The organism is Longimicrobiales bacterium (assembly GCA_028823235.1).
Taxonomy (GTDB): domain Bacteria; phylum Gemmatimonadota; class Gemmatimonadetes; order Longimicrobiales; family Gaopeijiaceae; genus UBA2589.
Genome location: JAPKBW010000002.1, coordinates 178,599 through 198,922 on the forward strand (window position 1 = coordinate 178,599; position 20,324 = coordinate 198,922).

Genomic DNA, 20,324 nt, shown 5'->3' on the forward strand with positions numbered 1-20,324 from the left:
CTCTCGGCCTCGACGAAGTCGAAGGAAATCTCACTCGTCGAGGTTCGTTGTCAGGCGGTTGATGATGTCTTCCATTTGACGCGCACGGGTGTGAGCCCACGCCGGCAGACTGAGGCGACTTCCCATGTGCAGCACCAGTCCACCAGCGCCCAGGGCGACCAGGACGATAATCTCCTCGGGACTTCCGCCGAGCCCGCCCAGAAGCCCGCCTGCGCCGACGCAAGCCATGAGCCCGCCCGATGCCATTAATGAATAGGCGGAGCCCTTCCTGGTGCGCAGCCTTACACGCTCGCCACCGTCCGTCGGCTCGACCAGGGCCTGCAGGTTCCCGTTGGTCCACTGCCTGAAGGCACCGTCCTGCTCGATCGTGCCCTTCGCACCGAAGGTCTCTCTCAGGTCGACGACGAGCCGATTCCATTCGGCCCCGGTGAGCGCCCGTGGCAATGTCACGGACCGACCCACGCCCGTCCTGGCTCCAAGAAACGACTGCTCAGGGGCAGAACTGGCCGCTGGTCTGTCGAGGCTGGCTGCCGCACTGCGAATTGCGTCCTTCGGGATCCCGACCTCATCTCCGATCTGCTGGAGCTCGGAGAGCGAGAGGCCTTCTGCCGGACCGTCACCCGATGCGCGTTGGACATGGGTCTCCGTCGCACGATCCAGGATCTTGGAGACTTCGTCGTCGGAGTAACTGCGCTCGGGCGTCATGGCGATCGTAGAAGGGTTAGTGCGGATATGGAGGACTGAAGTCTAGAGCCTGCTTTCAGCGTCGATGAGCTGATTGCCTGACTCGGGCGTGTAGACGGCATAGTCGAACCCGGGAGCGATGCAGAAACTCCCGCACTCTCCGTTCTTGTTCAAGGCCAGAAAGCCGACCTGGATTTCCTGCCAGTCCGGGTTCTTCTCGATCACTCGCTCGACTGCGAGGCGACAGGCCTCGTCAGGACTGTGGCCCTGCCGCATGAGTTCGACTACAAGAAAGCATCCCACCGCCCGGATCACGGCCTCGCCCCAGCCCGTCGCGGTCGCTCCTCCGACGTCGTTGTCGACGTACAGCCCCGCTCCGATGATCGGCGAGTCACCGACGCGACCGTGGTATTTGTACGCCGCCCCGCTGGTTGTGCAGGCGCCGGACAGATTCCCCGCCTGGTCGATCGTGAGCATTCCGATCGTATCGTGGTTCTCCACGTTGATCATCGGGAGCGTCTCACCGTTTTCGGCTTTCCACTGCTCCCAGCCAGCCCGGGACTGCTCGGTGAGCAGGTTTTCCTGCTCGAATCCGTTCGCCAGCGCAAAATCCAGCGCGCCCGCGCCAACGAGCATTACGTGAGGCGTCTTTTCCATGACCTGACGCGCCACGGAAATGGGATGCATGATGTCCTTGAGGAAGGCGACCGACCCGCATCGACCCCGCTCGTCCATGATGCATGCGTCGAGGGTGACCTGACCGTATCGATCTGGCCAGCCACCATAGCCGACTGACGTGATCTCTGGATCGGCTTCGGGGATACGCACACCGGCCTCGACCGCATCGAGGGCACTCCCTCCGCTCGAAAGAATTGGCCACGCGGCATCGTTCGCTGCGAGGCCGTGATTCCAGGTAGAGAGGGCGACGGGTCGGACCGGGTCTGCGATCTCGGCCGCCTGGTCGATGGCCGCGCAGCCGTGCAGCAGTGTAGGAGCGGCAGCTGCGCCCAGCGCGGAGGTACGGAGAAACGTGCGACGGTCAGTCATACGGGGCGCGTGAGTCAGCGAGGGAGGCGACCCCTTGAGGTTACCGATCTCGCTCTGCGCACGGCAAGCGTGCTCGGGTGACCAGATGCCTGGAGAGTGAGTGCGGACCAATACGAAACGTTGCGGCTTCCCGGGTTCGTGTGCTCACGAACCACTCTCGTCATCAGCTGAACTCAGAGGGGGACCCCCCTCTCCCCTATCAGCCACTGATAGAAAACAGCGATCTGAGCGTAGAAGAAACAGCGGCTCGCATCATCGATCATTTCTCGCTTCCGAATGCGGCGAATGACACCTTGGACGCGACCGTATCCGGCGGACAGGATGCTGGGAACCAATCAGGAGCGTCTCATGGATAGACTGGTCGATCTGTTCACGACGCAGGGTCGCGCGAATCGGGCATGGTACCTGTGGCATGTGGTGCTCGATGACGCTGCCATCTTCACAGCGGGCATCAGCATCTTTGCGCTCGCGGGCGTCCTGGGAATGCTGTTTCTGGCTCTGCCGGGCTTTGGCGTGATCGCCGCTGGGGTTTGGGCGGCGATCTGCATCACGATCAAACGACTACATGACCTCGATCGACCCGGCTGGCACGGGCTCCTTTTCCTCATCCCGTTATACAACCTGTACCTCTCTTGCGTCCTCCTTTTCGTGAAGGGCACCGAGGGCGCGAATCAGTTCGGCGCGGATCCTCTCCAGGCGGCGAAGGTGCTCGACTGATGGGGCGCTGGAAGTGGTGTGCGGGTGGAGTGGGGATGCTTGTGTTCTCTGCATTTCTCTCCGCGGAGTGCCTCGAAGCTCAGGATATTCGCGGACGAGTAGTCGATTCGGAGAACGGTGCCGCGGTGGGTTTGGCGGCGATCTTCCTGCTCGATAGAGAACGCAAGCCCATACAGGTGTGGGCTGCCGACATAGAGGGGAACTACGTCCTCACCGTGCCTGAGGGCGGCGAGTACATCATGATCGTGGAGCGGCTCGGGTACTTTGAAAACGAGTCGCCGCTGCTCGCGGTCGAAGAAGGCGGCGTATACGGAGTCGACTTCGAGATGCGGCCCGAGCCGTTCAGGCTGGACCCGCTTCAGGTGACGGTCCAGAACGAGAAGCTAGAGGACTTCCTTACCCTCGAGTTCGGACAACATCCAGCGTCGCTTCCCGGCTATCGTTCGATCCAGGGCTGGCGCCTCGAAGAGGCGAAGCTCAAGGCAGAAGACGTCACCGAGACACTGCGCTACCTGTACATTCCCGTGAGCCATGGGGCTAGGGTATGCGTTGGCTCGGTTGGCGCTCCTGGACATCTCGCACGGAGCGGATGGGAACGACAGAACGAGGCGGTGGAGCGTGCGGCGGAGGGCCCTGGTGAAACGCCCACACGAAAGGGACAATGCGGAGCACTGTTCGTGGACGGCTATCAGTGTTCGAACGAATACATCGAGTCGATCGACATGGACCGGATCGGGGTCGTCGTAACCTTGGAGAACGCAGTGCACATGTACACGAGAGAGTTTGATTGGACCTTCCGTCCTAGTGGGGGTGCGCCCTCGTGCTGACGAGATCTTTCGGCGCGCTGATCGCGGCGCTCGTTGTGGCTGCTGCGCCGGTGAGTGCTCCGAGCGGCCTCAATATTCTGCTCGCTAACGACGACGGATACGACGCCGAGGGCTTGATCGCAGTCCGCACGGCTCTTCTCGCCGCCGGACATCAGGTCACGGTCGTCGCCCCGCTCGAAAATCGAAGCGGCAGCGGCGCCTCTCTGACTACGAGCGGGACCATCGACTACTACCCTCAGGAAGAGGGTGTGTGGGCTGTTGATGGGACGCCGGTCGACGCCGTGACGCTTGGACTGGTTCACGTACTTCGGGCCAATCCCCCGGACCTTGTGATCACGGGCGCCGACTTCGGGCAAAATGTCGGCGCGAACGTGATTGCATCAGGCATCATCGGGGCAGCGCTTTCGGCCAGCAGGGCAGGCGTGCCGGCTATCGCGCTGTCGGTCGAGGTGGATCTGAGCGAGGGCGAGAGAGCTCGCCGTTTCTCGAGTACGATCGACGCGTTCGAGCCGGCCGCAGAATTTCTCGTCGAGTTGGTCCGACAGATGGCCGAGTCTGGTGGCGCGGGCCTCCTGCCTCCCCGCACGATTCTAAACGTGAACTACCCGGCCGTGGGTGCCGACGACCCTGAGGGAGTTCGGTTCGCTACCGTATCGAGTGTGCGCGGATTTCGTCAGCTGTTCTCCGTAGGCGGCGACCAAGGCCCAGCGCGCGTGCAGCTGGCGCCCGGGAACGTCGAGCAGGCGGAGGAAGGATCTGATGTCGCCCTGGTGGCGGCTGGGTTCGTGACGATCAGTGTGCTGGACGGCAACCTGGATCTCGGATCCGCTAGCTGGGAGCCGTTGCTGCAAAGACTGATCATCGAGCGTTAGGGTAGTTTCGATGATCGAGACCGAGCGCCTCATCCTGCGTGAACTGGACGAAGAAGACTTCTCGGCGGTCCATGCATACGGCTCTGATCCTGAGGTCGTCGAATACCTCCCGTGGGGGCCGAACACGGCCCAGGTGACGCAAGATTTCATCGAGCGGAACCTGGAGCGCGCCGCCGCCGAGCCCCGACTCGAATTCGTGTTCGCAGTCGTGCCCAAGGAAACGGACGAACCCGTGGGGTCAGTGGGGATCTACCTACCATCTGCGGATGCCCATCTCGCGATGCTGGGATACGCCTACGGAAAGCCGGCATGGGGCAAGGGATACGCGACGGAGGCGGCACTCGCGATGGTCGCGATGGGCTTCGACATGCTGGGCCTGAAGCGAATCTGGGCGTCGTGTGACCCTGACAACACGGGGTCTGTCGGGGTGCTCCGGAAGTGCGGCATGACCCTCGAAGGCCAGCTCCGGAGGGAACAGAATATACGGGGGGCCTTGAGGGATAGCATGATTTGGGGGATTCTCGAGCTGGAATGGAGAACTTTCCTCGAACGGAGCAACAGATGACTCGCAGTCTCGAGTGGCGCTACCACCGCCCTGGCTGAACAAGCTGCAAACGCACTCAAGAGTTTCTTGAGCAGAATCAAATCCCCGATGGTGAGATCCAGAGCACCGGTCGAGACCCCATTGAGGGGGCCGCGGCCCTCGGAGTTCTCGACGGCGTCACGCACCTGCATGTGGCAAAAGGAAAGAAGTCGCTCTATGTCGACCTTTCCCAGGAGCGGCCGTCTGATGACGAACTCCTCGCTCTTCTCCTTGGACGATCCGGTAAGCTGCGGGCTCCGACCTTCAGGTCGGGCGATCGTCTGATTGTCGGTTACAACGCCGATCTCATGGCCGAAACGATGCTCTGAGTTATCGGGGCCGTCCGGTCCGAAGGGATAGAACGGCAAAGGCCCGGGACGCTGCGCGTCCCGGGCCTTCTTCCATCGATCTCACAAAGAGTCAGCCCTGGATGTGATCGGTTGCCACTAGTGGGAGGTGCCGAGGCCCTCTACGAGCACGCCAGGGATCCTGTGGTTGACGCGAACTCCGTAGATGCCATCCGTCCGGCCAGCCATCCCCTCTTTCGGTGCGGTAAACACGACACTTCCATTGATGACGAACTGAGTTTCGCTGGAGCTGACACGAACTTCGAGCTCGTTCACCGACGTGCCGCTGTCTCCGGGCTGGACGACTGCATCGTGCGGGGTCCGACCCTGGAGGTCGTGGACGGTTTCGTTACCGGCTCGGTGCTTCACGATGTAGCTCCCGTTCTGACCAATCAGGAAGTACATGTAGTTCTGACGCTCGCCTTCGAGCGCTCCACCACCGTAGAACAGGCCGTAGTAATTGTTGTGTCCGCTCGGCTCCTGAAGTGTGAACGTCGCCGAGAGCGTGTACGCGCCGGTCGCCGTGTTCGCATCGTCCCAGACCAGGGCGGCCGGACCGGTGTTGATCTGGAAACCATTGCCGACGTTTGCAATGGTCACCTCAGGTACGTCGTCCGGGTCTGCGGCATTCGTGCTCTTGTCCACGCGAAGTTGAAGATCCTGAGCGGCCAGTGGAACGGCGATCAGGAGCGCGAGGGCTGCCATCGAAAATCGACGGATCATTGTGCCTCCTATTGAAAATGGGCGAAAAAGGTACGTGGCCTGATACAACGGGGCACGGGCTGGTTGCCCGGCGATGAGCCGCCGCCCATCGTGAGCGTCCTCCACTGTCCCCTGATTCCGAGACGACGCCCATGACTTTCTGGACCTCTGGCCGGCTCTGGCCGAAGCGGATGACCCGCTGCGTCGGTCTGTCCATATGCATCGCAGCCACCGCGGTTGGCTCAGCCTGTGGCCAGGCTCAGTCGGTCGATCTTCAGGCACAGGTCGAGGGTGTCCAGTCACAGGTCGGTGAGCAGGGCTACGGAGATCTCACGCTGGACCAACTGATGCAGGACCTCGGCGTCCCGGGCATGAGCATTGCCGTGATTCAGGATTTTGAGATTCTCTGGGCAAAGGGCTACGGGGTCGCCGATGTAGAAACGGGTCGCGCTGTCGATGTCGAAACGATGTTCCAGGCCGCCTCGATCAGTAAGCCGGTGGCAGCCATGGCCACGATGCGGGCGGTACAGGATGGCATGTTCACGCTCGACGGCGACATCAACGATGTCCTCGAGTCCTGGACGCTCGACGGAGGCGGTTTCACGGATCATCGACCCGTGACAGCTCGGTCACTCACGAGCCACACGTCGGGGCTCGGTGATGGCTTCGGCTTCCCAGGCTACGATCCGGGCACACAGGTCCCGACCTCGGTGCAGATCCTTGAGGGGCACGATCTGTCCAACGTCGGTTCGCTCTTCATGGAGCGTGAGCCCCTGACCTTTTACGAGTATTCCGGCGGCGGGGTCACGGTCATGGAACTGGCACTCTCCGATGCGCGTGGTCGGCCGTTCGAAGAAATCATGACCTCAGACGTACTCACCCCGATCGGAATGACGAACAGCTCGTACGAGCAGCCGATCGATCCGGCTCGCGATGTGAACGCGGCGAGAGCGCATGACGAAACCGGATCGTCCATGGGGCCGAAGTGGCATGTCTATCCGGAGCGAGCAGCAGCCGGACTCTGGACGACCCCGAGCGACCTGGCCCGCTTTGCGATCGAAGTACAGAACACGTATCGGGGCACGTCGACCAGGGTGCTCGATCAGGCGCACGTTTCGGAGATGTTGTCTCCGGTCGGCGTGGGGCCATTCGCGGTCGGGTTCATCGTCTCGAAGCGTGGTGAGGGGTGGTACTTCGAGCACGGCGGGAGCAACTGGGGATTCCGGGCGAACCTTATTGCCCACAAGGTGAAAGGCTACGGTGTCGCTGTGATGACCAACGGTGACCAGGGGTCGGCTCTGGCAGCGGAGATTCTCCGCCGGGTTGAACTCGCTTACGAGTGGGACTCGGTCGCAGATGGAGTGAGGAGAGGGTACGGGGGGTGAGCCGGCGGGTTGCTCGGCCCTTCGAGGTCGTTGGGCATGACCCGGCGTGCGCCGAAACCTTCTCCACCGAGAAGGCACGTCTAGCCCCGGTTTTCGCGGACACCACGGTGAAGATCGAGCACGTGGGGAGCACATCCGTGCCGGGCCTCGCTGCGAAGCCCATCATCGATATCTGCGTTGGACTCCCGCGGCTGGCAGACGCGGAAGCCCGCGTCGACGCGATGGCCTTGCTCGGCTACCAGTATGTGCCCGAGTTCGAGGCAGACATACCCCATCGTCGCTACTTCCGTCGCCCGCATGCTCGGCCACGCAGTCATCATGTCCACTGCTGCGTGTTTGGCGACTCGACATGGGCGCGACATCTACTTTTCCGTGATTATCTGCGAGGGCATCCCGACGTAGCGAACGAGTATGCGGCACTCAAGCAGGCTCTCGCTGACCGGCACCGAAACGAACGGCTCGCGTATACCGAAGCGAAGGACCCGTTCATCACACGAATTCTCGAGCAGGTATCACATTGAAGATTGTGTACCCTTCTCTCTCTCTGGTCGCGACCATGCTGCTGGTCTGCCTGGGTTATGCGCCGGACGCCCGAGCTCAGAACGCGCCGTCGACGATTGGAGCGATCGCCGGTTACAACATGAGCAGCGGGGTGTGGCAGCCCGAATCCGAGACTGAAGCAGTTGGAGGATTTATCGTGGGTGCGTTCGTTCATGCCAAGACGCCCGTGTCGTGGTTTTCCGTGATGGCGGAGGCACTCATCGTTCAGCGCGGCAACAATCTGGCCCCGGAGACGCCTGGGGATCCCATCAAGGGCGCGGTGCGCTCCGAATACGCCACGCTGACCGTGGCGCCACGCCTCACACTACATGTCGGTCCTGTGCAGCTTCATGTCGGGGGTGGCCCGTCGGTTGACCTTCTTCTGCGGAGCCGACTCGACACGGGTCTCGGTCCGGTTCTCTTTCGTGATCACGGAACCGTGTTTGGTGTGACCGGTGGGGTCGGACTCGGTATGACGGTCGGGCAGCGGTACCAGGTCGAAGTCGAAGCACGGCTCTACGAGGGCTTGAGTGACGCATACTCCGGCAATTTCGTATCCGTGCGAAACCGCTCTGCCGAGTTCGTAGCGAGAGTTGGCATTCCCCGACCGCGGGACTGAGGAAGGCGATGGGAGGCTTGCCGCACCCGGGCCGCGCGGGCATGGTGGACGCCGCGGTATCATGACACGGAAGCCAGCGCGGCTTCCTTAACCCGGCGCCACAGGCTCCGAAGCGTGAGGATCAGACGATGAGCCCGACAAGAAGAGACTTTATTCGTACTACCGGCGTGGTCGGAGCCGGCCTCGCGCTTGGTGGAAGTGCGGGCTGTGCGAGCGAGTCCGATCCAGGCGCAGCGGCTTCGACGGCGCCCACGCCAAAGCGCATTCTTATGCTGGGCGGTACCGGTTTTATCGGTCCGAACATGGTTCGCTACGCGGCTGAGCGAGGCCACGAGGTCACGATCTTCACCCGCGGCCGCTCAGAGATGGTGCTGCCGGACGGCGTCGAGCATCTCATCGGGGACCGAAACGACGATCACGTCGCGCTCGAAGGACGGAGCTGGGACGTCGTGCTGGACAACAACGCTCAGGACTACCGGTGGGTGCAGAAGAGCACGGCCCTGCTGGCCGATGCCGCTGAGCACTACATCTTCGTGTCTTCCATTTCGGCCTACGATCTGAATGGGCTCGGCGACCCCGAGACCCTCATGATGGAACCGGTGGTGGACGAGGACTTCAAGCGGATCGATCCTCCGGAGGGCTGGTCGGACGGTGACGACGCTCCGTACGGCCTCATGAAGACTCTGAGCGAGAACACCGTCCACGCCGCGTTCCCCGGCCGGACTACAGTGGTACGCCCCGGGCTTATCGTGGGCCCTGGCGACCCTACCGATCGGTTTACCTATTGGCCGGTCCGGATCGATGAGGGCGGCGAGGTGCTCGCCCCTGGAAATCCAGACCACGCGAACCAGATCATCGACCAGAGAGATCTGACCGAATGGATCGTCCGCCTCGCTGAGAACGGCACGATGGGCGACTTCAATGCGACGGGTCCAGGAGAGCGGCTGTCGATGGGATCGATGCTCGAGCAGATCAGTGCGGCGGTCGACACCCCCCATGAGTTCACCTGGGTGTCGGAGTCGTTCCTCGAGGCTCAGGGCGTAACTTCCTGGAATGATCTGCCATCATGGATCCCCGGTGACCCGCTCATGTTCGTCGACGTCCGCGACGCGGTCGCGACCGGTCTGACCTTTCGCTCGATCGCGCAGACTACGCGAGACACGCTCGTGTGGGACAAGGCGCGCCCGGCGGAGGAGCGAGCGAATCGCGATTTCGGGATGAGTCGTGAGAAGGAGCGAGCAGCGCTGGACGCCTGGCACGCCTCGCAGGCATGAGGACCCCGACCGACCTGCTCTCCCGCGTCGTCGAGTACCGGGATGATCGTGAGCTGAAAGGTATGCTGATGGCTGCGGCCTACGGCTTTCTGATCATGCTGTCGTATTACATCCTGCGAGCTGTCCGCGACGAGATCGCGGCCGCCGACCGCGGCAATCTCCAGATCCTGTGGACGGTCGTCTTCTTCGTGATGATCGTCGCGGTCCAGGCCTATTCCTGGATCGCGTCTCGGTATTCACGAGGCGTTTTCGTACCGATGGCGAATCGGTTTTTCATCGCCTGTCTGATCGGCTTCTGGGCGAGCCTGGTATTCATGCCCGAAGCAGCGCGGCCCTGGATTGACCGAGTTTTCTATGTGTGGACGAGCATGTTCGCGTTGTTCGTGGTCACGGTCTTTTGGGGCTTGGTCGCCGACTGCTTCAACAGCGAACAGGCAAAACGCCTGTTTGGCTTTATCGCGATCGGAGCCTCGGTAGGCGGCATTGTCGGCTCGATGGTCACCGAGGCGCTCGCCACCCAAGTCCCGGTATTCACCCTCCTGCTGATCTCCTGTGTCCCGCTCGAGGGAGCTTCCTGGCTCGCTCGGGGACTCCACAAGAATTTCGGCACCGGTGCGGTGGAAGGCGGGACCGCATCAGAGAAGCCACTCGCAGGTGATGCCTGGAGTGGCATGAAGGCAGTCTTTCAATCGCCGTACCTCATGGGGATCTCGGCCTTCATACTGATGATGACGTTCGCATCGACGATCCTCTACTTCGCCCAGTCGGATCTGGTATACGAAGCGATCACGGACCGCGGCGAACGAAGGGCGCTGCTCGCGAATATGGACAAGTGGGTGAACATCCTCACGATCCTGTTCGAGGTGTACCTCACTGCTCGCGTGATTCGCTGGCTGGGCATCGGGGTAACGCTCGCGATCGTCCCGGTCGTGGTCGCGGGAGGGTTCGTCTCGTTGTGGATGTGGCCGACGCTCACGACACTGATCATCGTGCAGGTCGCCTATCGCGCCGGCCGCTACGGCCTGTCCAAGCCAGCACGTGAGGTGCTCTTCACCGTGGTGTCACGGGAAGAAAAGTACAAATCGAAAGCGTTCATCGATGCGGCGGTCTACCGAGGTGGTGACCTCGTGAGTGGCTGGGCGTATACCGGTCTGGCGGCTCTTGGCCTGACGATCGGATCGATCGCGCTCGTGGCAGCACCCGCTGCGCTGATCTGGGCGGTGGTGGCACTGCGCATCGGCCGTGAAGGCGAGGTGAAGTCCGCGGCGGAAATTCAGGCCGCTGCTGGTGCGGGGGGCGAGGCCGTCACCGCTGAAGCGTAGGCGCCCTGTCCACGTGCTGATTTGGCAGGAGACCCGGAGAGGGATTGCCGAGAGACGGACCACGCTCCAGTTCCACCGATGGAAGCGACCGATCGTGAAGACCGGAGGTGGCTGCTCGCGCCGGGCTACTCGACGCACTTTCTCGTCCCCCGTCGTGAACGTCCGACACGATCTATCGTGTGGGACTACATCTCACAGGCCTGGATCCACGTCTCGCACTCAGGCAGGATGTGCCGGATGCCGAGGCCCTGGACGAGAATGACCCTCGAAGCCACCGATGGGCGACCAGGTGTCCGAGCCGGCGGTCTCGCTGCCGATGTCGACCTCGAAAAGGCCCATTTCAAGATGAGTGTGCGAAAGCTGAAGGGGCTTGGACTGACAGAGAGCCTCGTCCGTCTCGATTCGCGCCTTGAGGTGCCATTCCGCATCTTGCTTGACCCGTTTGCTCCTGCCAGAGGGAGAGTATGAAACGATACGCATCAGGTGCGTTCTCGATCGTTGCCTCGGTCTTCGTAGTATCGACCTTGGGCGCCTACAACGCCGCAGCGCAATCCGACCTCACGACACCCAGGCCGATCGCGGGCGCGAATACCCTGCTCATCGAAGAGATGACATGGATGGATGTCCGCGACGCGCTCGCCGGCGGCATGACTACGGTCATCGTGGGCACAGGCGGGGTCGAGCAGAACGGACCCTATGTCGCTGCGGGAAAACACAACTTTGTGCTCAGCGCGACGACCGTGGCCACCGCACAGGAACTGGGGAACGCGCTCGTCGCGCCTATCGTGAAGTTCGTCCCGGAGGGCAGCATCGATCCTCCGCGTGGGCACATGCAATACCACGCGACGATCAGCGTGACCCAGGAGACCTTCGAGGCGCTCCTGACGGACATCGTGTCGTCGCTTGCCGCGCACGGCTTCACCGATGTGGTGTTGATCGGGGACAGTGGGGGCAACACACGCGGAATGCAGAACGTGGCGGACCAGCTGAACGCCGAGTGGGCCGATGGTCCGGCTCGGGTTCATCACATTCCTGAGTACTACCGAGAGGATATCTACAGTTGTGACTTTCTGAAGGGGGAGCTGGGCATCCATCAGGAGCCAGACGACTGTGTCGCAACCCGGAACGAATATCACGACGACTATCACTATTCGTCGATCATCGCGACGACCGATCCAGAGAGAATCAGGGCTCAACAGCGCATTGATGAAGGTCTCTTCAGCATAAACGGCGTCGACCTCAATCCACTCGAGACGACGATCGCCAACGGCCGCCGTCTCGTTCAGTACCGTGCCGAGATCACGGCGCGCGCCATCCGAACTGCTGTCACTTCGAGGAACGACCGATGACCCAGGACCTGAATCATTGCTTTCTAGGCGGAAATGGCGTGGCCGTCTCGGCCGCGTTTGTCTTGGCGCTGGTGGCGTCCATAGGTGCCCCGTCCGCCGTGGTCGCCCAAGTGCAGGCCTCACATGTCAGTGCCGCCGAGCTCATGGCGACGATCGAGCAGGCGCCTGAGGGCCGCGTCAGCGACCAGCAGATCCGCCACTTCGACGCAGGCGACATCAACTTCGGTGTCGGCGTCGTGAGTCGGCCCGTGACCGATCGTTTGAGCGCGATTCAGCATCACAATCAAGCAGAGATCTATCGAGTGGTGGAAGGGCGGGGCATCCTCGTCACCTCGCCGGATCTCATGAATGCCCAGGAGGCAGACCCAGACGGCAGTATGGTGAAGACGCTCACCGGGCCGAGCGCGTTCGGGACGATCGAAGGCGGTGTCAGCCAAGCGATTGCACCGGGAGACGTCCTGTTCATTCCCGCGGGCATCGCCCATGGCTTCAGTGAGATCACGGAAGCGATCACCTACATCGTGTATCGCATTGACCCCGATCAGCTTGTCGGGCTGAAAGGCAGCTGAAGGTGGCATGCGCGAGCGAGGCGCGGACATGAAACGCATCGACTCGGTTGGACTTGCACACAATTCAGCGGATCCTGCCAACTTCGTTCTTCCCGCGCGCATGCAGCGTCTGCTCGGCGGTGAGGGCGGGGAAGCTGTCCGGCTGTATCGGGTGAGCTTCTACGACGGTGCACGAACGAACTGGCACACACATGACGCATCTCAACTGCTCTTCGGGCTGAGTGGCCAGTGTGTGGTGGTCGACCGCGCCGGTGAGACTCTGATGCTCGATCCGGGCGATGTGGTCGTGATCGAAGCCGGCCTGGAGCATTGGCACGGGGCCGCGCCGGGCGGAGCAGGGGAGCACCTCGCCATCAACACCGGAGAGGTCACGACTTGGCTGGACTCTTCCGAAGGCGGCTAGGTCGGGGGACGACTAGTTCAGGCGGAAGGCCGGTTCACGAAGGGGACAGCACTCCGGTCAAAGCTCGTCATCCGCAAGGAGTTTGGTGTTGAGGTGCGGAGGAGGTGCTAGGGTCCCCCAATAGTTGCTGCAGATACTGGATCGTGACCCCTTCGATTATGCGGCTGACCGCGTATGCCTCTCATTTCACAGATTCGTCATGATGTTCCAAACAGATACTGAGTCGCCTGTACGGTCGATGACTCCGAGGCGAGGACTCCGGCGAGCGGTGAAGTTTTTTGCCATATTGCTGTTTGCTGCCGCGTATTCCGGATGCGGCGATGCGTCCGGCAGATCCGTGGGGGGGGACGGGGCATCTCCGTCACCTGACGTTCCCGAGACTTTCCGGGTGACCTTCGAGACGAGTGCCGGTCCCTTCGAGGTCGAGTTCGTGAGGGACTGGTCTCCGGCCGCGGTGGATCGGGTTCTGGAACTCGCCGAAGTCGACTTTTGGGCCGGATCTCGCATTTACCGTGTGAACGAACGATATGCGCAGTTCGGGTACAGTGGCCGTCCAGAGATCGATGCCGAGTGGATCGCCGAAGGGCTTCCCGATGAACCCACCCGGTCTAGCAATGTGAGAGGGTCAGTCAGCTTCGCACGTGGCGGCCCAGGGACCCGGTCCGCCATCCTGTTCATCAATCGGTCCGATAACACGGATCTCGACGAGCTCGCCTGGAACGGCGTGACTGGATTCCCTCCGGTTGGGCGAGTGGTAAGCGGCATGGAGTCGGTTGACGAACTCTACGCCGGTTACGGAGACACGCCCATGCAATGGGAGGATTCCATCGCCGGCATCGGGAACCCGTTTCTCGACCGCGAATATCCCGAGCTCGATTCGATCACGAGTCTCAACTTGCTCCGGGGCGACCCGCGCTGAACCTTGGCGACCCCGCATGATCCTCTGCTCGGAGCATCTCATGGCCTGCCGTCATCCGGCTTCTCTCCTCGCGCTTCTGACCCTTCTCGGAGGCTGCACGGCCACAGACGCAGTCCCGACGGAAGAGACTGGCCCTGCCGCTGCTCAATCTGAGCTCGCCAGCCTCGAGCGTGTCATGGCCAGCGCCCACGAAAAGTTCACCGCCCTTGCCGAAGCGATACCCGAGGACGACCTGACCTGGCGTCCCATGGACAGTGTTCGGTCGGTTGAGGAAGTCTTCATTCATGTGGCCGCGGACAACTGGTTCGTCCCGGCGCTCATGGGATGGGAAGCCCCTGCCGAGACCGGTGTCACGAGCGATCAGGGCACGTTCCGCACGTACCAGGAGCGCGAGATGAGTCGTGACGAGATGCTCGCGGCTCTCGACGCGTCTTTCGTGTTCCTCCGGGAATCCATGTCTGAAAGCGCGAGTGATTTGGGTCGAGAGGTCGTGCTCGGTACGCCCACCACAGTGGGAGATGTTTGGGTCCGTGCCATTGTGCACTTACACGAGCACCTCGGGCAAAGCATCGCGTACGCGCGGTCGAACGAAGTGGTGCCGCCGTGGAGTTTGCCCAGCGATGGCTGATCGGAAGAAGCCGATGAATCCATTTGGCCCCCTGCTCGAGGCGAAGGGCCATGTCGTTCTGGATGGCGGGCTCGCCACGGCGCTCGAGGCACGTGGCCTCGACTTGGACTCCCGGTTGTGGGCGTCGCGGTTGCTCCTCGAGAGGCCGGAAGAGATCAGAGGCGTACACACGGCCTATCTCGAGGCGGGTGCCGACTGCATTACCACCGCCTGCTATCAGGCTACCGTGCAGGGTTTCAGGGCGGCGGGGCTTGGGGAGTCGGATGCCCATCGCGCGCTGCTCAGGTCGTCCGACCTTGCCCTTGAGGCGCGGGCGCGGGCAGGTGCGAGCGACGCGCTGGTCGCGGCGAGCATCGGACCATATGGCGCGTTCCTCGCGGACGGGTCGGAGTATGACGGGCGGTACGGCGTTGAGGGGGGCGTCCTTGATACGTTCCACCGCGATCGATTTTCGCTGCTGGCCGGTTCGGGGGTCGACCTGATGGCGTGTGAAACGATCCCCAGCGCTCTCGAGGCTGAGGTTCTTCTCCAGATTCTCGATGACCACCCAGGTGTCTGGGCGTGGCTGAGTTTCACGTGCCCGGACGGAGATTCGATTTCCGACGGGAGTGCGTTCATTGATGTAGTGTCCGCCTGTGCGGCGCACGATCGAGTAGCCGCGGTCGGCGTGAACTGCTCGTCACTGAAGCACGTCGTGTCGCTCATCTCTCTCGCTCGCACCGTCACTGATCTGCCACTGATCGCCTATCCCAACTCAGGTGAGCAGTACCATGCCGAGGACGGTACGTGGTCTGGAGCCGCCGAAGCCGAGCGCGGGTGGGTCCAGGGCATGCGTGCAGTCAGGGCTGCCGGAGCGATGATTACCGGAGGATGTTGCCGGATTGGACCGGATATCATTCGAGAGTTGCGAGACGATATTGAGCGCTGAGATTCAGCCTGACTGCTGTTAACCAAGGAGGCACTGTGGAGAAGCTGGGTCCAAGCCGAGCCTGGAGCGTGTTGTTCGCCCGACTGGTGATCGGCCTGATGTTCTGCCAGGGAGCCGTGTGGCGTGCCTTTCGTTGAACTCATAAGGGTCAGCCTGGTCCTGCTCGGGCTCTGGAGACTTCCTGGATTGATTCTCCTCGGCGCAGTCCTGGTGACCATCACCGTCGGTTACCTAGTAGCCGAGCCGATCTTCTCGATTTCTGGACACATCTTTCCGCCGCTGTCCCTGGTGGTCTTCCTTCTGATTATTCCACAAGAGTGGGGCCGGTTAAGCGTGGACGAACGGCAGAAGTGTGGAGCGGCAGGCGCGTGACGATGCCCGGATCACTGACTGCTGACCAGGTCTCCGAGCTTCGCATTGAGCTCGAACGTCAACTCAGCAAGCTCGCGAAGAGCATGAAAATCACGGACGAGGCGATGAAGACCGTGGAGCTGGACCAGTCCGCGGTCGGTCGACTCTCCCGTATCGATTCGTTGCAGAATCAGAGCCTCGCGAAAGGGCTTCGGGGTCGGGAGATCGTGCAGTTGTCACAAATCCGCGAAGCGCTGAAACGCCTTGAGGGTGGGACGTACGGCACCTGCACGGCGTGTGGCGGATTCATTCCGTTCGAACGCCTCTTTGTGTTTCCTGAAGCGCCGGAGTGCGGCGCCTGCCTGGGCTGACAGGAGCGATTCCTTGAGGTCCGAAGCGAAGGCGGCTCTGGAGTACCTCGACGAACTCCTGTCTGAGGGTCGAGCGACGATCGTTATCCATCTATCCGAAGGCTTCGAAGGAACGATGAACTGGGGAATCGTCAGCGGTCAGGTGCCCTTATGGCTGTGTATCTGTCAGCTATCTCCGCTGATGACGACGCTCGAGAACATTCGGCCTCGGAGTACCGCGTGACAGGGAAGTGCTACGACATGGGCCAGTCGCGTGTCCGCTTTCGGAACGTTGATTACGTGCCACTCGATGTGATCGGCGACGCCCTCGAGGCGATCCCTCTGGATCAGTTCGTTACGACGTACGAGGCGGTGAGAAGCGCTGTGCGCGATCAGAAGAAAAAAGCCTGAGGGCCGATATCGATACGAGAGAGTCGTCGTCCACTCCAGATCGATTGACGGTGGCTGCCGCTGCTGCTGCGGTCGTCTCGGTTAGCGTCGCGCTCCATGAAGCAACTCGCCTGCTTGCCACCTTAGCGGTTGGGGGTGAACCGACTTTACTTCTGAGCACAGGGCTCCAGGGCGACTGGTCCGGCCTGTCCGATGCGGGATATGTCGCCCTCGGCGTGAGCGGTTCGGTGGCTAGCGGGATACTCGCGCTGGTCGGATGGAGGCTCGCGCAGCGTGGGGTGGGAAGCCCCACCATGGTCGCCGTCACTGGTTGGCTCCTGTTCGCAGTCAATGCGTGGCTGCCGACTGTGCATCTCGTACTTTCGCCGCTGCTGGAGTTCGGAGACTGGATGGCGATCATCGATCGATTCCCCAATCGGAATCCCCTTCGTGCGAGCCTGATCGTCACTGGACTGTTTATCTCGGGCCTGGTCTGGAAAGAGACCGTGCCATCGCTCGCCCGCGTCATCGGAAATGGCAATGCTATGGATCGTCGGGCTCGTGCTCTCCGGCTTGTTCGGGCCGCATGGCTCGCAACAGGTGTGGTTGCGGGCGTGGCCGCGCTTCTTGGTCCAGACCCTCGCGCAGCCCTGCTCGCCGTCGCGCTTGCCGGCACCTGGGGCTCTATGTGGCCGATTCTCGTGGCAGGTCGGCGTGTCGGCGGACACCCCGTTCCAGGCGACCCACTCCGGCTTCGGCGGTCTCTCCCGGTGATCGCAGGTGGTATCGTCGTAGCGGTCGCGTTCGTGGTCCTGCTGGGCTCGGGAATTCCGCTCAGCCACTGATCTCTTGTCGGCGTCCCGTGCCGCCTCTAGGCTGTTCGTCCGTCGCTCAGTGTACCGGAGATATCTCATGAAGTCGCATCGCATCGCCCTTCGCCTCGCTCTGACGATCATCGTCACAGCGTTGGCCCTTACTGCCACGATTCCGTCCGCGGTTGTGGCGCAGGCGATTCCAACGCCTGAAGAGTTCTTTGGGCATCAGATGGGTGCGGACAGGCAGCTGGCTCGCTGGGATCGACTCGTTGAGTACTACGAGCTGATCGGCTCGATGAGTGATCGGTTCGTCATCGACCACGTGGGAAACTCGACACTCGGGAATCCGTTCCTGATTATCTACGCGTCGGCCGCCGAGAACCTGGCCCAGCTCGATGAGATAAAGGAGATGAACGCCGTCCTCGCCGATCCGCGCGGGCATTCGCAGGCACAGGTCGACAACGCCATCGAAAATGGGAAGGTCGTGTTCGTGCAGTCGTATGCGCTGCACTCCACAGAGGTCGCCGCGAGTCAGTCGGCAGCGGAGATCATGTATCTCTACGCGACGCGCACCGACGACGAGATGCAGCAGATCCTCGACGAGACTGTGTCGATTCTGATCCCGGGCATGAATCCGGACGGCAATATCATCGTTACCGACTGGTACAATCAGTGGGTCGGAACCGAGTATGAGGGTGAGGACCCGCCCGAGCTCTATCACCACTTTATCGGGCACGACAACAACCGCGACGCGTTCATGCAGAACACCGTCGAGTCGCAGTACGTCGCCAACATCATGTTCCGTGAGTGGGTGCCGCAGGCCTACATCGATCACCACCAGATGGGCCCGTTCACGGCGCGCATCGTGCTCCCGCCGTATGCCGAGCCGATTCGTCCTGAAGCCGATCCCCTCGTGTGGCGTGAGATGGCGTGGTACGGATCACAGATGGCGTATAAGATGGACGAGGAAGAGCTCGTGGGCGCGATCGGTGCGGCGATCTACTCCGGTTGGGGCCACTTCGGCTTCCACTGGATTACGCCCTTTCACAACATTGCGGGGATGCTGACCGAGTCGGCGAGCGCGCGTCTGGCGACTCCGTTGTATGTGCACCCGGACCAACTTGGCGGGTCGCGTCAGTTCCCGGAGTACGAGTCGCAGACCACGTTCCCAAGCGTGTGGGAAGGCGGCTGGTGGCACGTCCGTGACATCGTGGAGCGCCAGATCGTCGCGACGTTCTCGCCACTTGAGCTCGCTTCGAAGAATCGCGAGACGGTTCTCCGAAATGCCTACAACAAGGCGTCGCGGCAGACGCAGCGCGGCATCGACGGTGAGGTGAAGGCCTACGTTATTCCCGCCGACCAGCACGACCCGCTCACCATGCAGAAAATGGTGAACAAGTTGATCCTCCAGGGAATCACGGTGGATCGTGCCACGCGCGACTTCGAGCACGAAGGGCATGCCTATACAAGCGGCAGCTACGTGGTTTCGATGGCACAGCCGAAGAGAGGCCTCATCCGCTGGCTGCTCGGCCGGACGTTCTATCCGGACAACACCTATACCCGCGACCGTGAGGGCAATCCGATTCGCCCGTACGACATGACTACGGACAACATTTCCGAGTTCATGGGAGTGAATGTCGAGCCGGTCGGTTCGGCAATCGTGGCTGCGATGACCCGGTTGACGTCGGAGATCGATCCGAGCGGAACGGTTGCTGTGGGTGCGCGTGGGTATGTACTGGATGGCCGCCTGAACGATTCGTTCGAAGCGGTGAACATGCTCTTCGCAGCGGGCGCCGACGTAAGCCGCGCCAGCGCGAACGGCGACGGCTTTCGGATGGGTGATTTCATCGTCGAGCCTGGTGCCGACGCTACGGCGGTCCGCGACATCGCGGAGGAGACCGGTGTAGACTTTACTGCGCTCAACGGTGACGGGTCGGGCAGCACCTACCCGATGTCCCAGCAGCGGATCGGCATGTTCCAGCGCCACTACGGCGGCAACATGGACGAAGGCTGGACGCGCCTCCTTCTCGAGGACTTCTCCTACCCGTACAGCACGATCATGGACGCCGAGATTCTGCGCGGTGACCTGCACGAGCGCTGGGACGTCATCGTCCTGCCTGCCGACTCGCGGAGCATGATGGTGGCGGGCGGTAACGCCGAGTCGACGCCACCTGACTACCGGAGTGGCTTCGGTGACGAAGGGGTGGAGGCGCTCGACGCTTTCGTGGAGAACGGAGGAACACTCGTGACCTTTGCTCAGGCGGGTGATCTGGCGCTCGAGGACTTCGACATTCCTGTCCAAAACGCAGTCGATGGAATCTGGGGCAACGAATTCTGGGCCCCCGGCGCGACGCTGCGCATGAAGATCGACAACACGAATCCCTACACGTACGGCATGCCGGAGTACGGGTTGGCTACATATCTGGCCGGCGGCCAGGTGTACGAAACGGTCCGTGGTGCACGCAGCGCCGATGTGACTCGACTGGGCACATACCTCAATCGCGACATCCTCGAGAGCGGCTGGCTGCTCGGTGAGGAGACCATCGCGAACAAGGCGGCCATGGTCGCGGTGGACAAGGGTGAGGGCTCGATCCTCATGCTGGGCTTTCGGACACAGCACCGGGCACAGACCCACGGGACCTACAAGCTGTTGTTCAATGCCTTGATGGAGCGGAGAATCAGCCGGCCAATTTCCTAGGCGAG

General features: G+C 61.9%; 25 protein-coding genes and 1 pseudogene. 23 read left to right on the forward strand and 3 right to left on the reverse strand.

Annotated elements, in window-relative coordinates; all coding sequences use genetic code 11:
* Positions 1 to 30: 30 nt before the first annotated feature.
* Together OSA81_01625 and OSA81_01630 are read right to left on the reverse strand one after the other, a co-directional pair.
* Positions 31 to 705 carry a hypothetical protein gene (locus OSA81_01625; protein ID MDE0897693.1) on the reverse strand — a complete coding sequence of 225 codons (675 nt, stop codon included), beginning with the start codon at positions 703 to 705 and terminating at the stop codon, positions 31 to 33.
* Positions 706 to 747: 42 nt separating this feature from the next.
* Positions 748 to 1,731, reverse strand: a complete 984-nt coding sequence (locus tag OSA81_01630) for a N(4)-(beta-N-acetylglucosaminyl)-L-asparaginase (protein MDE0897694.1) — start codon at positions 1,729 to 1,731, stop codon at positions 748 to 750.
* 348 nt (positions 1,732 to 2,079) lie between these two features.
* On the opposite strand from OSA81_01630, the gene OSA81_01635 reads away from it, so the two are divergent.
* The 5 genes and pseudogenes from OSA81_01635 to OSA81_01655 all read left to right on the forward strand — a co-directional run bounded on the left by OSA81_01635 (position 2,080) and on the right by OSA81_01655 (position 5,059).
* Positions 2,080 to 2,448, forward strand: coding sequence for a DUF805 domain-containing protein (locus OSA81_01635; GenBank protein ID MDE0897695.1), 369 nt, complete (start codon positions 2,080 to 2,082; stop codon positions 2,446 to 2,448).
* The gene (locus tag OSA81_01640) at positions 2,448 to 3,275 is read left to right on the forward strand and encodes a carboxypeptidase-like regulatory domain-containing protein (protein MDE0897696.1); all 828 of its coding nucleotides are present in this window, start codon (positions 2,448 to 2,450) and stop codon (positions 3,273 to 3,275) included. The genes OSA81_01635 and OSA81_01640 overlap by 1 nt, the downstream gene beginning before the upstream one ends.
* A complete protein-coding gene (gene surE / locus OSA81_01645; protein MDE0897697.1) occupies positions 3,269 to 4,147 on the forward strand; it encodes a 5'/3'-nucleotidase SurE in 879 nt (292 codons plus the stop codon). The genes OSA81_01640 and surE overlap by 7 nt, the downstream gene beginning before the upstream one ends.
* A 10-nt stretch (positions 4,148 to 4,157) precedes the next feature.
* Positions 4,158 to 4,712: a GNAT family protein gene (locus OSA81_01650; protein MDE0897698.1), complete on the forward strand. Its 555-nt coding sequence runs from the start codon at positions 4,158 to 4,160 to the stop codon at positions 4,710 to 4,712.
* A 53-nt stretch (positions 4,713 to 4,765) separates the two neighbouring features.
* Positions 4,766 to 5,059, forward strand: a pseudogene (locus OSA81_01655) (hypothetical protein).
* Between the two features lie 117 nt (positions 5,060 to 5,176).
* On the opposite strand, the gene OSA81_01660 reads toward OSA81_01655, so the two are convergent.
* Positions 5,177 to 5,800: a hypothetical protein gene (locus OSA81_01660; protein MDE0897699.1), complete on the reverse strand. Its 624-nt coding sequence runs from the start codon at positions 5,798 to 5,800 to the stop codon at positions 5,177 to 5,179.
* Positions 5,801 to 5,931: 131 nt separating this feature from the next.
* On the opposite strand from OSA81_01660, the gene OSA81_01665 reads away from it, so the two are divergent.
* The 18 genes from OSA81_01665 to OSA81_01750 all read left to right on the forward strand — a co-directional run bounded on the left by OSA81_01665 (position 5,932) and on the right by OSA81_01750 (position 20,319).
* Complete coding sequence (locus OSA81_01665) at positions 5,932 to 7,164, forward strand: serine hydrolase (protein ID MDE0897700.1); 1,233 nt, start codon at positions 5,932 to 5,934, stop codon at positions 7,162 to 7,164.
* Complete coding sequence (locus OSA81_01670) at positions 7,161 to 7,685, forward strand: GrpB family protein (protein ID MDE0897701.1); 525 nt, start codon at positions 7,161 to 7,163, stop codon at positions 7,683 to 7,685. Before OSA81_01665 ends, OSA81_01670 begins: the two co-directional genes overlap by 4 nt.
* A gap of 5 nt (positions 7,686 to 7,690) precedes the next feature.
* A complete protein-coding gene (locus OSA81_01675; GenBank protein MDE0897702.1) occupies positions 7,691 to 8,323 on the forward strand; it encodes an outer membrane beta-barrel protein in 633 nt (210 codons plus the stop codon).
* A gap of 128 nt (positions 8,324 to 8,451) precedes the next feature.
* Entirely contained in the window at positions 8,452 to 9,597 is a 1,146-nt protein-coding gene (locus OSA81_01680) for an NAD-dependent epimerase/dehydratase family protein (protein MDE0897703.1), read from the forward strand.
* Positions 9,594 to 10,919, forward strand: coding sequence for a hypothetical protein (locus tag OSA81_01685; protein ID MDE0897704.1), 1,326 nt, complete (start codon positions 9,594 to 9,596; stop codon positions 10,917 to 10,919). Before OSA81_01680 ends, OSA81_01685 begins: the two co-directional genes overlap by 4 nt.
* A 78-nt stretch (positions 10,920 to 10,997) precedes the next feature.
* Positions 10,998 to 11,387, forward strand: a complete 390-nt coding sequence (locus OSA81_01690) for a hypothetical protein (GenBank protein MDE0897705.1) — start codon at positions 10,998 to 11,000, stop codon at positions 11,385 to 11,387.
* On the forward strand, positions 11,384 to 12,268 hold the full coding sequence (locus tag OSA81_01695) for a creatininase family protein (GenBank protein MDE0897706.1): 885 nt from the start codon (positions 11,384 to 11,386) through the stop codon (positions 12,266 to 12,268). Before OSA81_01690 ends, OSA81_01695 begins: the two co-directional genes overlap by 4 nt.
* Positions 12,265 to 12,837 (forward strand): cupin domain-containing protein, encoded by a 573-nt coding sequence (locus OSA81_01700; protein ID MDE0897707.1) that lies wholly within the window; start codon positions 12,265 to 12,267, stop codon positions 12,835 to 12,837. The genes OSA81_01695 and OSA81_01700 overlap by 4 nt, the downstream gene beginning before the upstream one ends.
* Before the next feature lie 7 nt (positions 12,838 to 12,844).
* Positions 12,845 to 13,240: a cupin domain-containing protein gene (locus tag OSA81_01705; GenBank protein MDE0897708.1), complete on the forward strand. Its 396-nt coding sequence runs from the start codon at positions 12,845 to 12,847 to the stop codon at positions 13,238 to 13,240.
* Positions 13,241 to 13,508: 268 nt separating this feature from the next.
* Positions 13,509 to 14,159, forward strand: coding sequence for a peptidylprolyl isomerase (locus OSA81_01710; GenBank protein MDE0897709.1), 651 nt, complete (start codon positions 13,509 to 13,511; stop codon positions 14,157 to 14,159).
* Positions 14,160 to 14,199: 40 nt separating this feature from the next.
* On the forward strand, positions 14,200 to 14,787 hold the full coding sequence (locus OSA81_01715; protein ID MDE0897710.1) for a DinB family protein: 588 nt from the start codon (positions 14,200 to 14,202) through the stop codon (positions 14,785 to 14,787).
* Positions 14,780 to 15,715 carry a homocysteine S-methyltransferase gene (mmuM, locus tag OSA81_01720; protein MDE0897711.1) on the forward strand — a complete coding sequence of 312 codons (936 nt, stop codon included), beginning with the start codon at positions 14,780 to 14,782 and terminating at the stop codon, positions 15,713 to 15,715. The genes OSA81_01715 and mmuM overlap by 8 nt, the downstream gene beginning before the upstream one ends.
* Before the next feature lie 123 nt (positions 15,716 to 15,838).
* A complete protein-coding gene (locus OSA81_01725; protein MDE0897712.1) occupies positions 15,839 to 16,087 on the forward strand; it encodes a hypothetical protein in 249 nt (82 codons plus the stop codon).
* On the forward strand, positions 16,084 to 16,437 hold the full coding sequence (locus OSA81_01730) for a hypothetical protein (GenBank protein MDE0897713.1): 354 nt from the start codon (positions 16,084 to 16,086) through the stop codon (positions 16,435 to 16,437). The genes OSA81_01725 and OSA81_01730 overlap by 4 nt, the downstream gene beginning before the upstream one ends.
* 13 nt (positions 16,438 to 16,450) lie before the next feature.
* On the forward strand, positions 16,451 to 16,660 hold the full coding sequence (locus OSA81_01735; GenBank protein MDE0897714.1) for a hypothetical protein: 210 nt from the start codon (positions 16,451 to 16,453) through the stop codon (positions 16,658 to 16,660).
* Entirely contained in the window at positions 16,657 to 16,827 is a 171-nt protein-coding gene (locus tag OSA81_01740) for a hypothetical protein (GenBank protein MDE0897715.1), read from the forward strand. Before OSA81_01735 ends, OSA81_01740 begins: the two co-directional genes overlap by 4 nt.
* Before the next feature lie 44 nt (positions 16,828 to 16,871).
* Positions 16,872 to 17,651, forward strand: coding sequence for a hypothetical protein (locus OSA81_01745; GenBank protein MDE0897716.1), 780 nt, complete (start codon positions 16,872 to 16,874; stop codon positions 17,649 to 17,651).
* 67 nt (positions 17,652 to 17,718) lie between these two features.
* On the forward strand, positions 17,719 to 20,319 hold the full coding sequence (locus OSA81_01750; GenBank protein ID MDE0897717.1) for a M14 family zinc carboxypeptidase: 2,601 nt from the start codon (positions 17,719 to 17,721) through the stop codon (positions 20,317 to 20,319).
* Positions 20,320 to 20,324 lie beyond the last annotated feature (5 nt).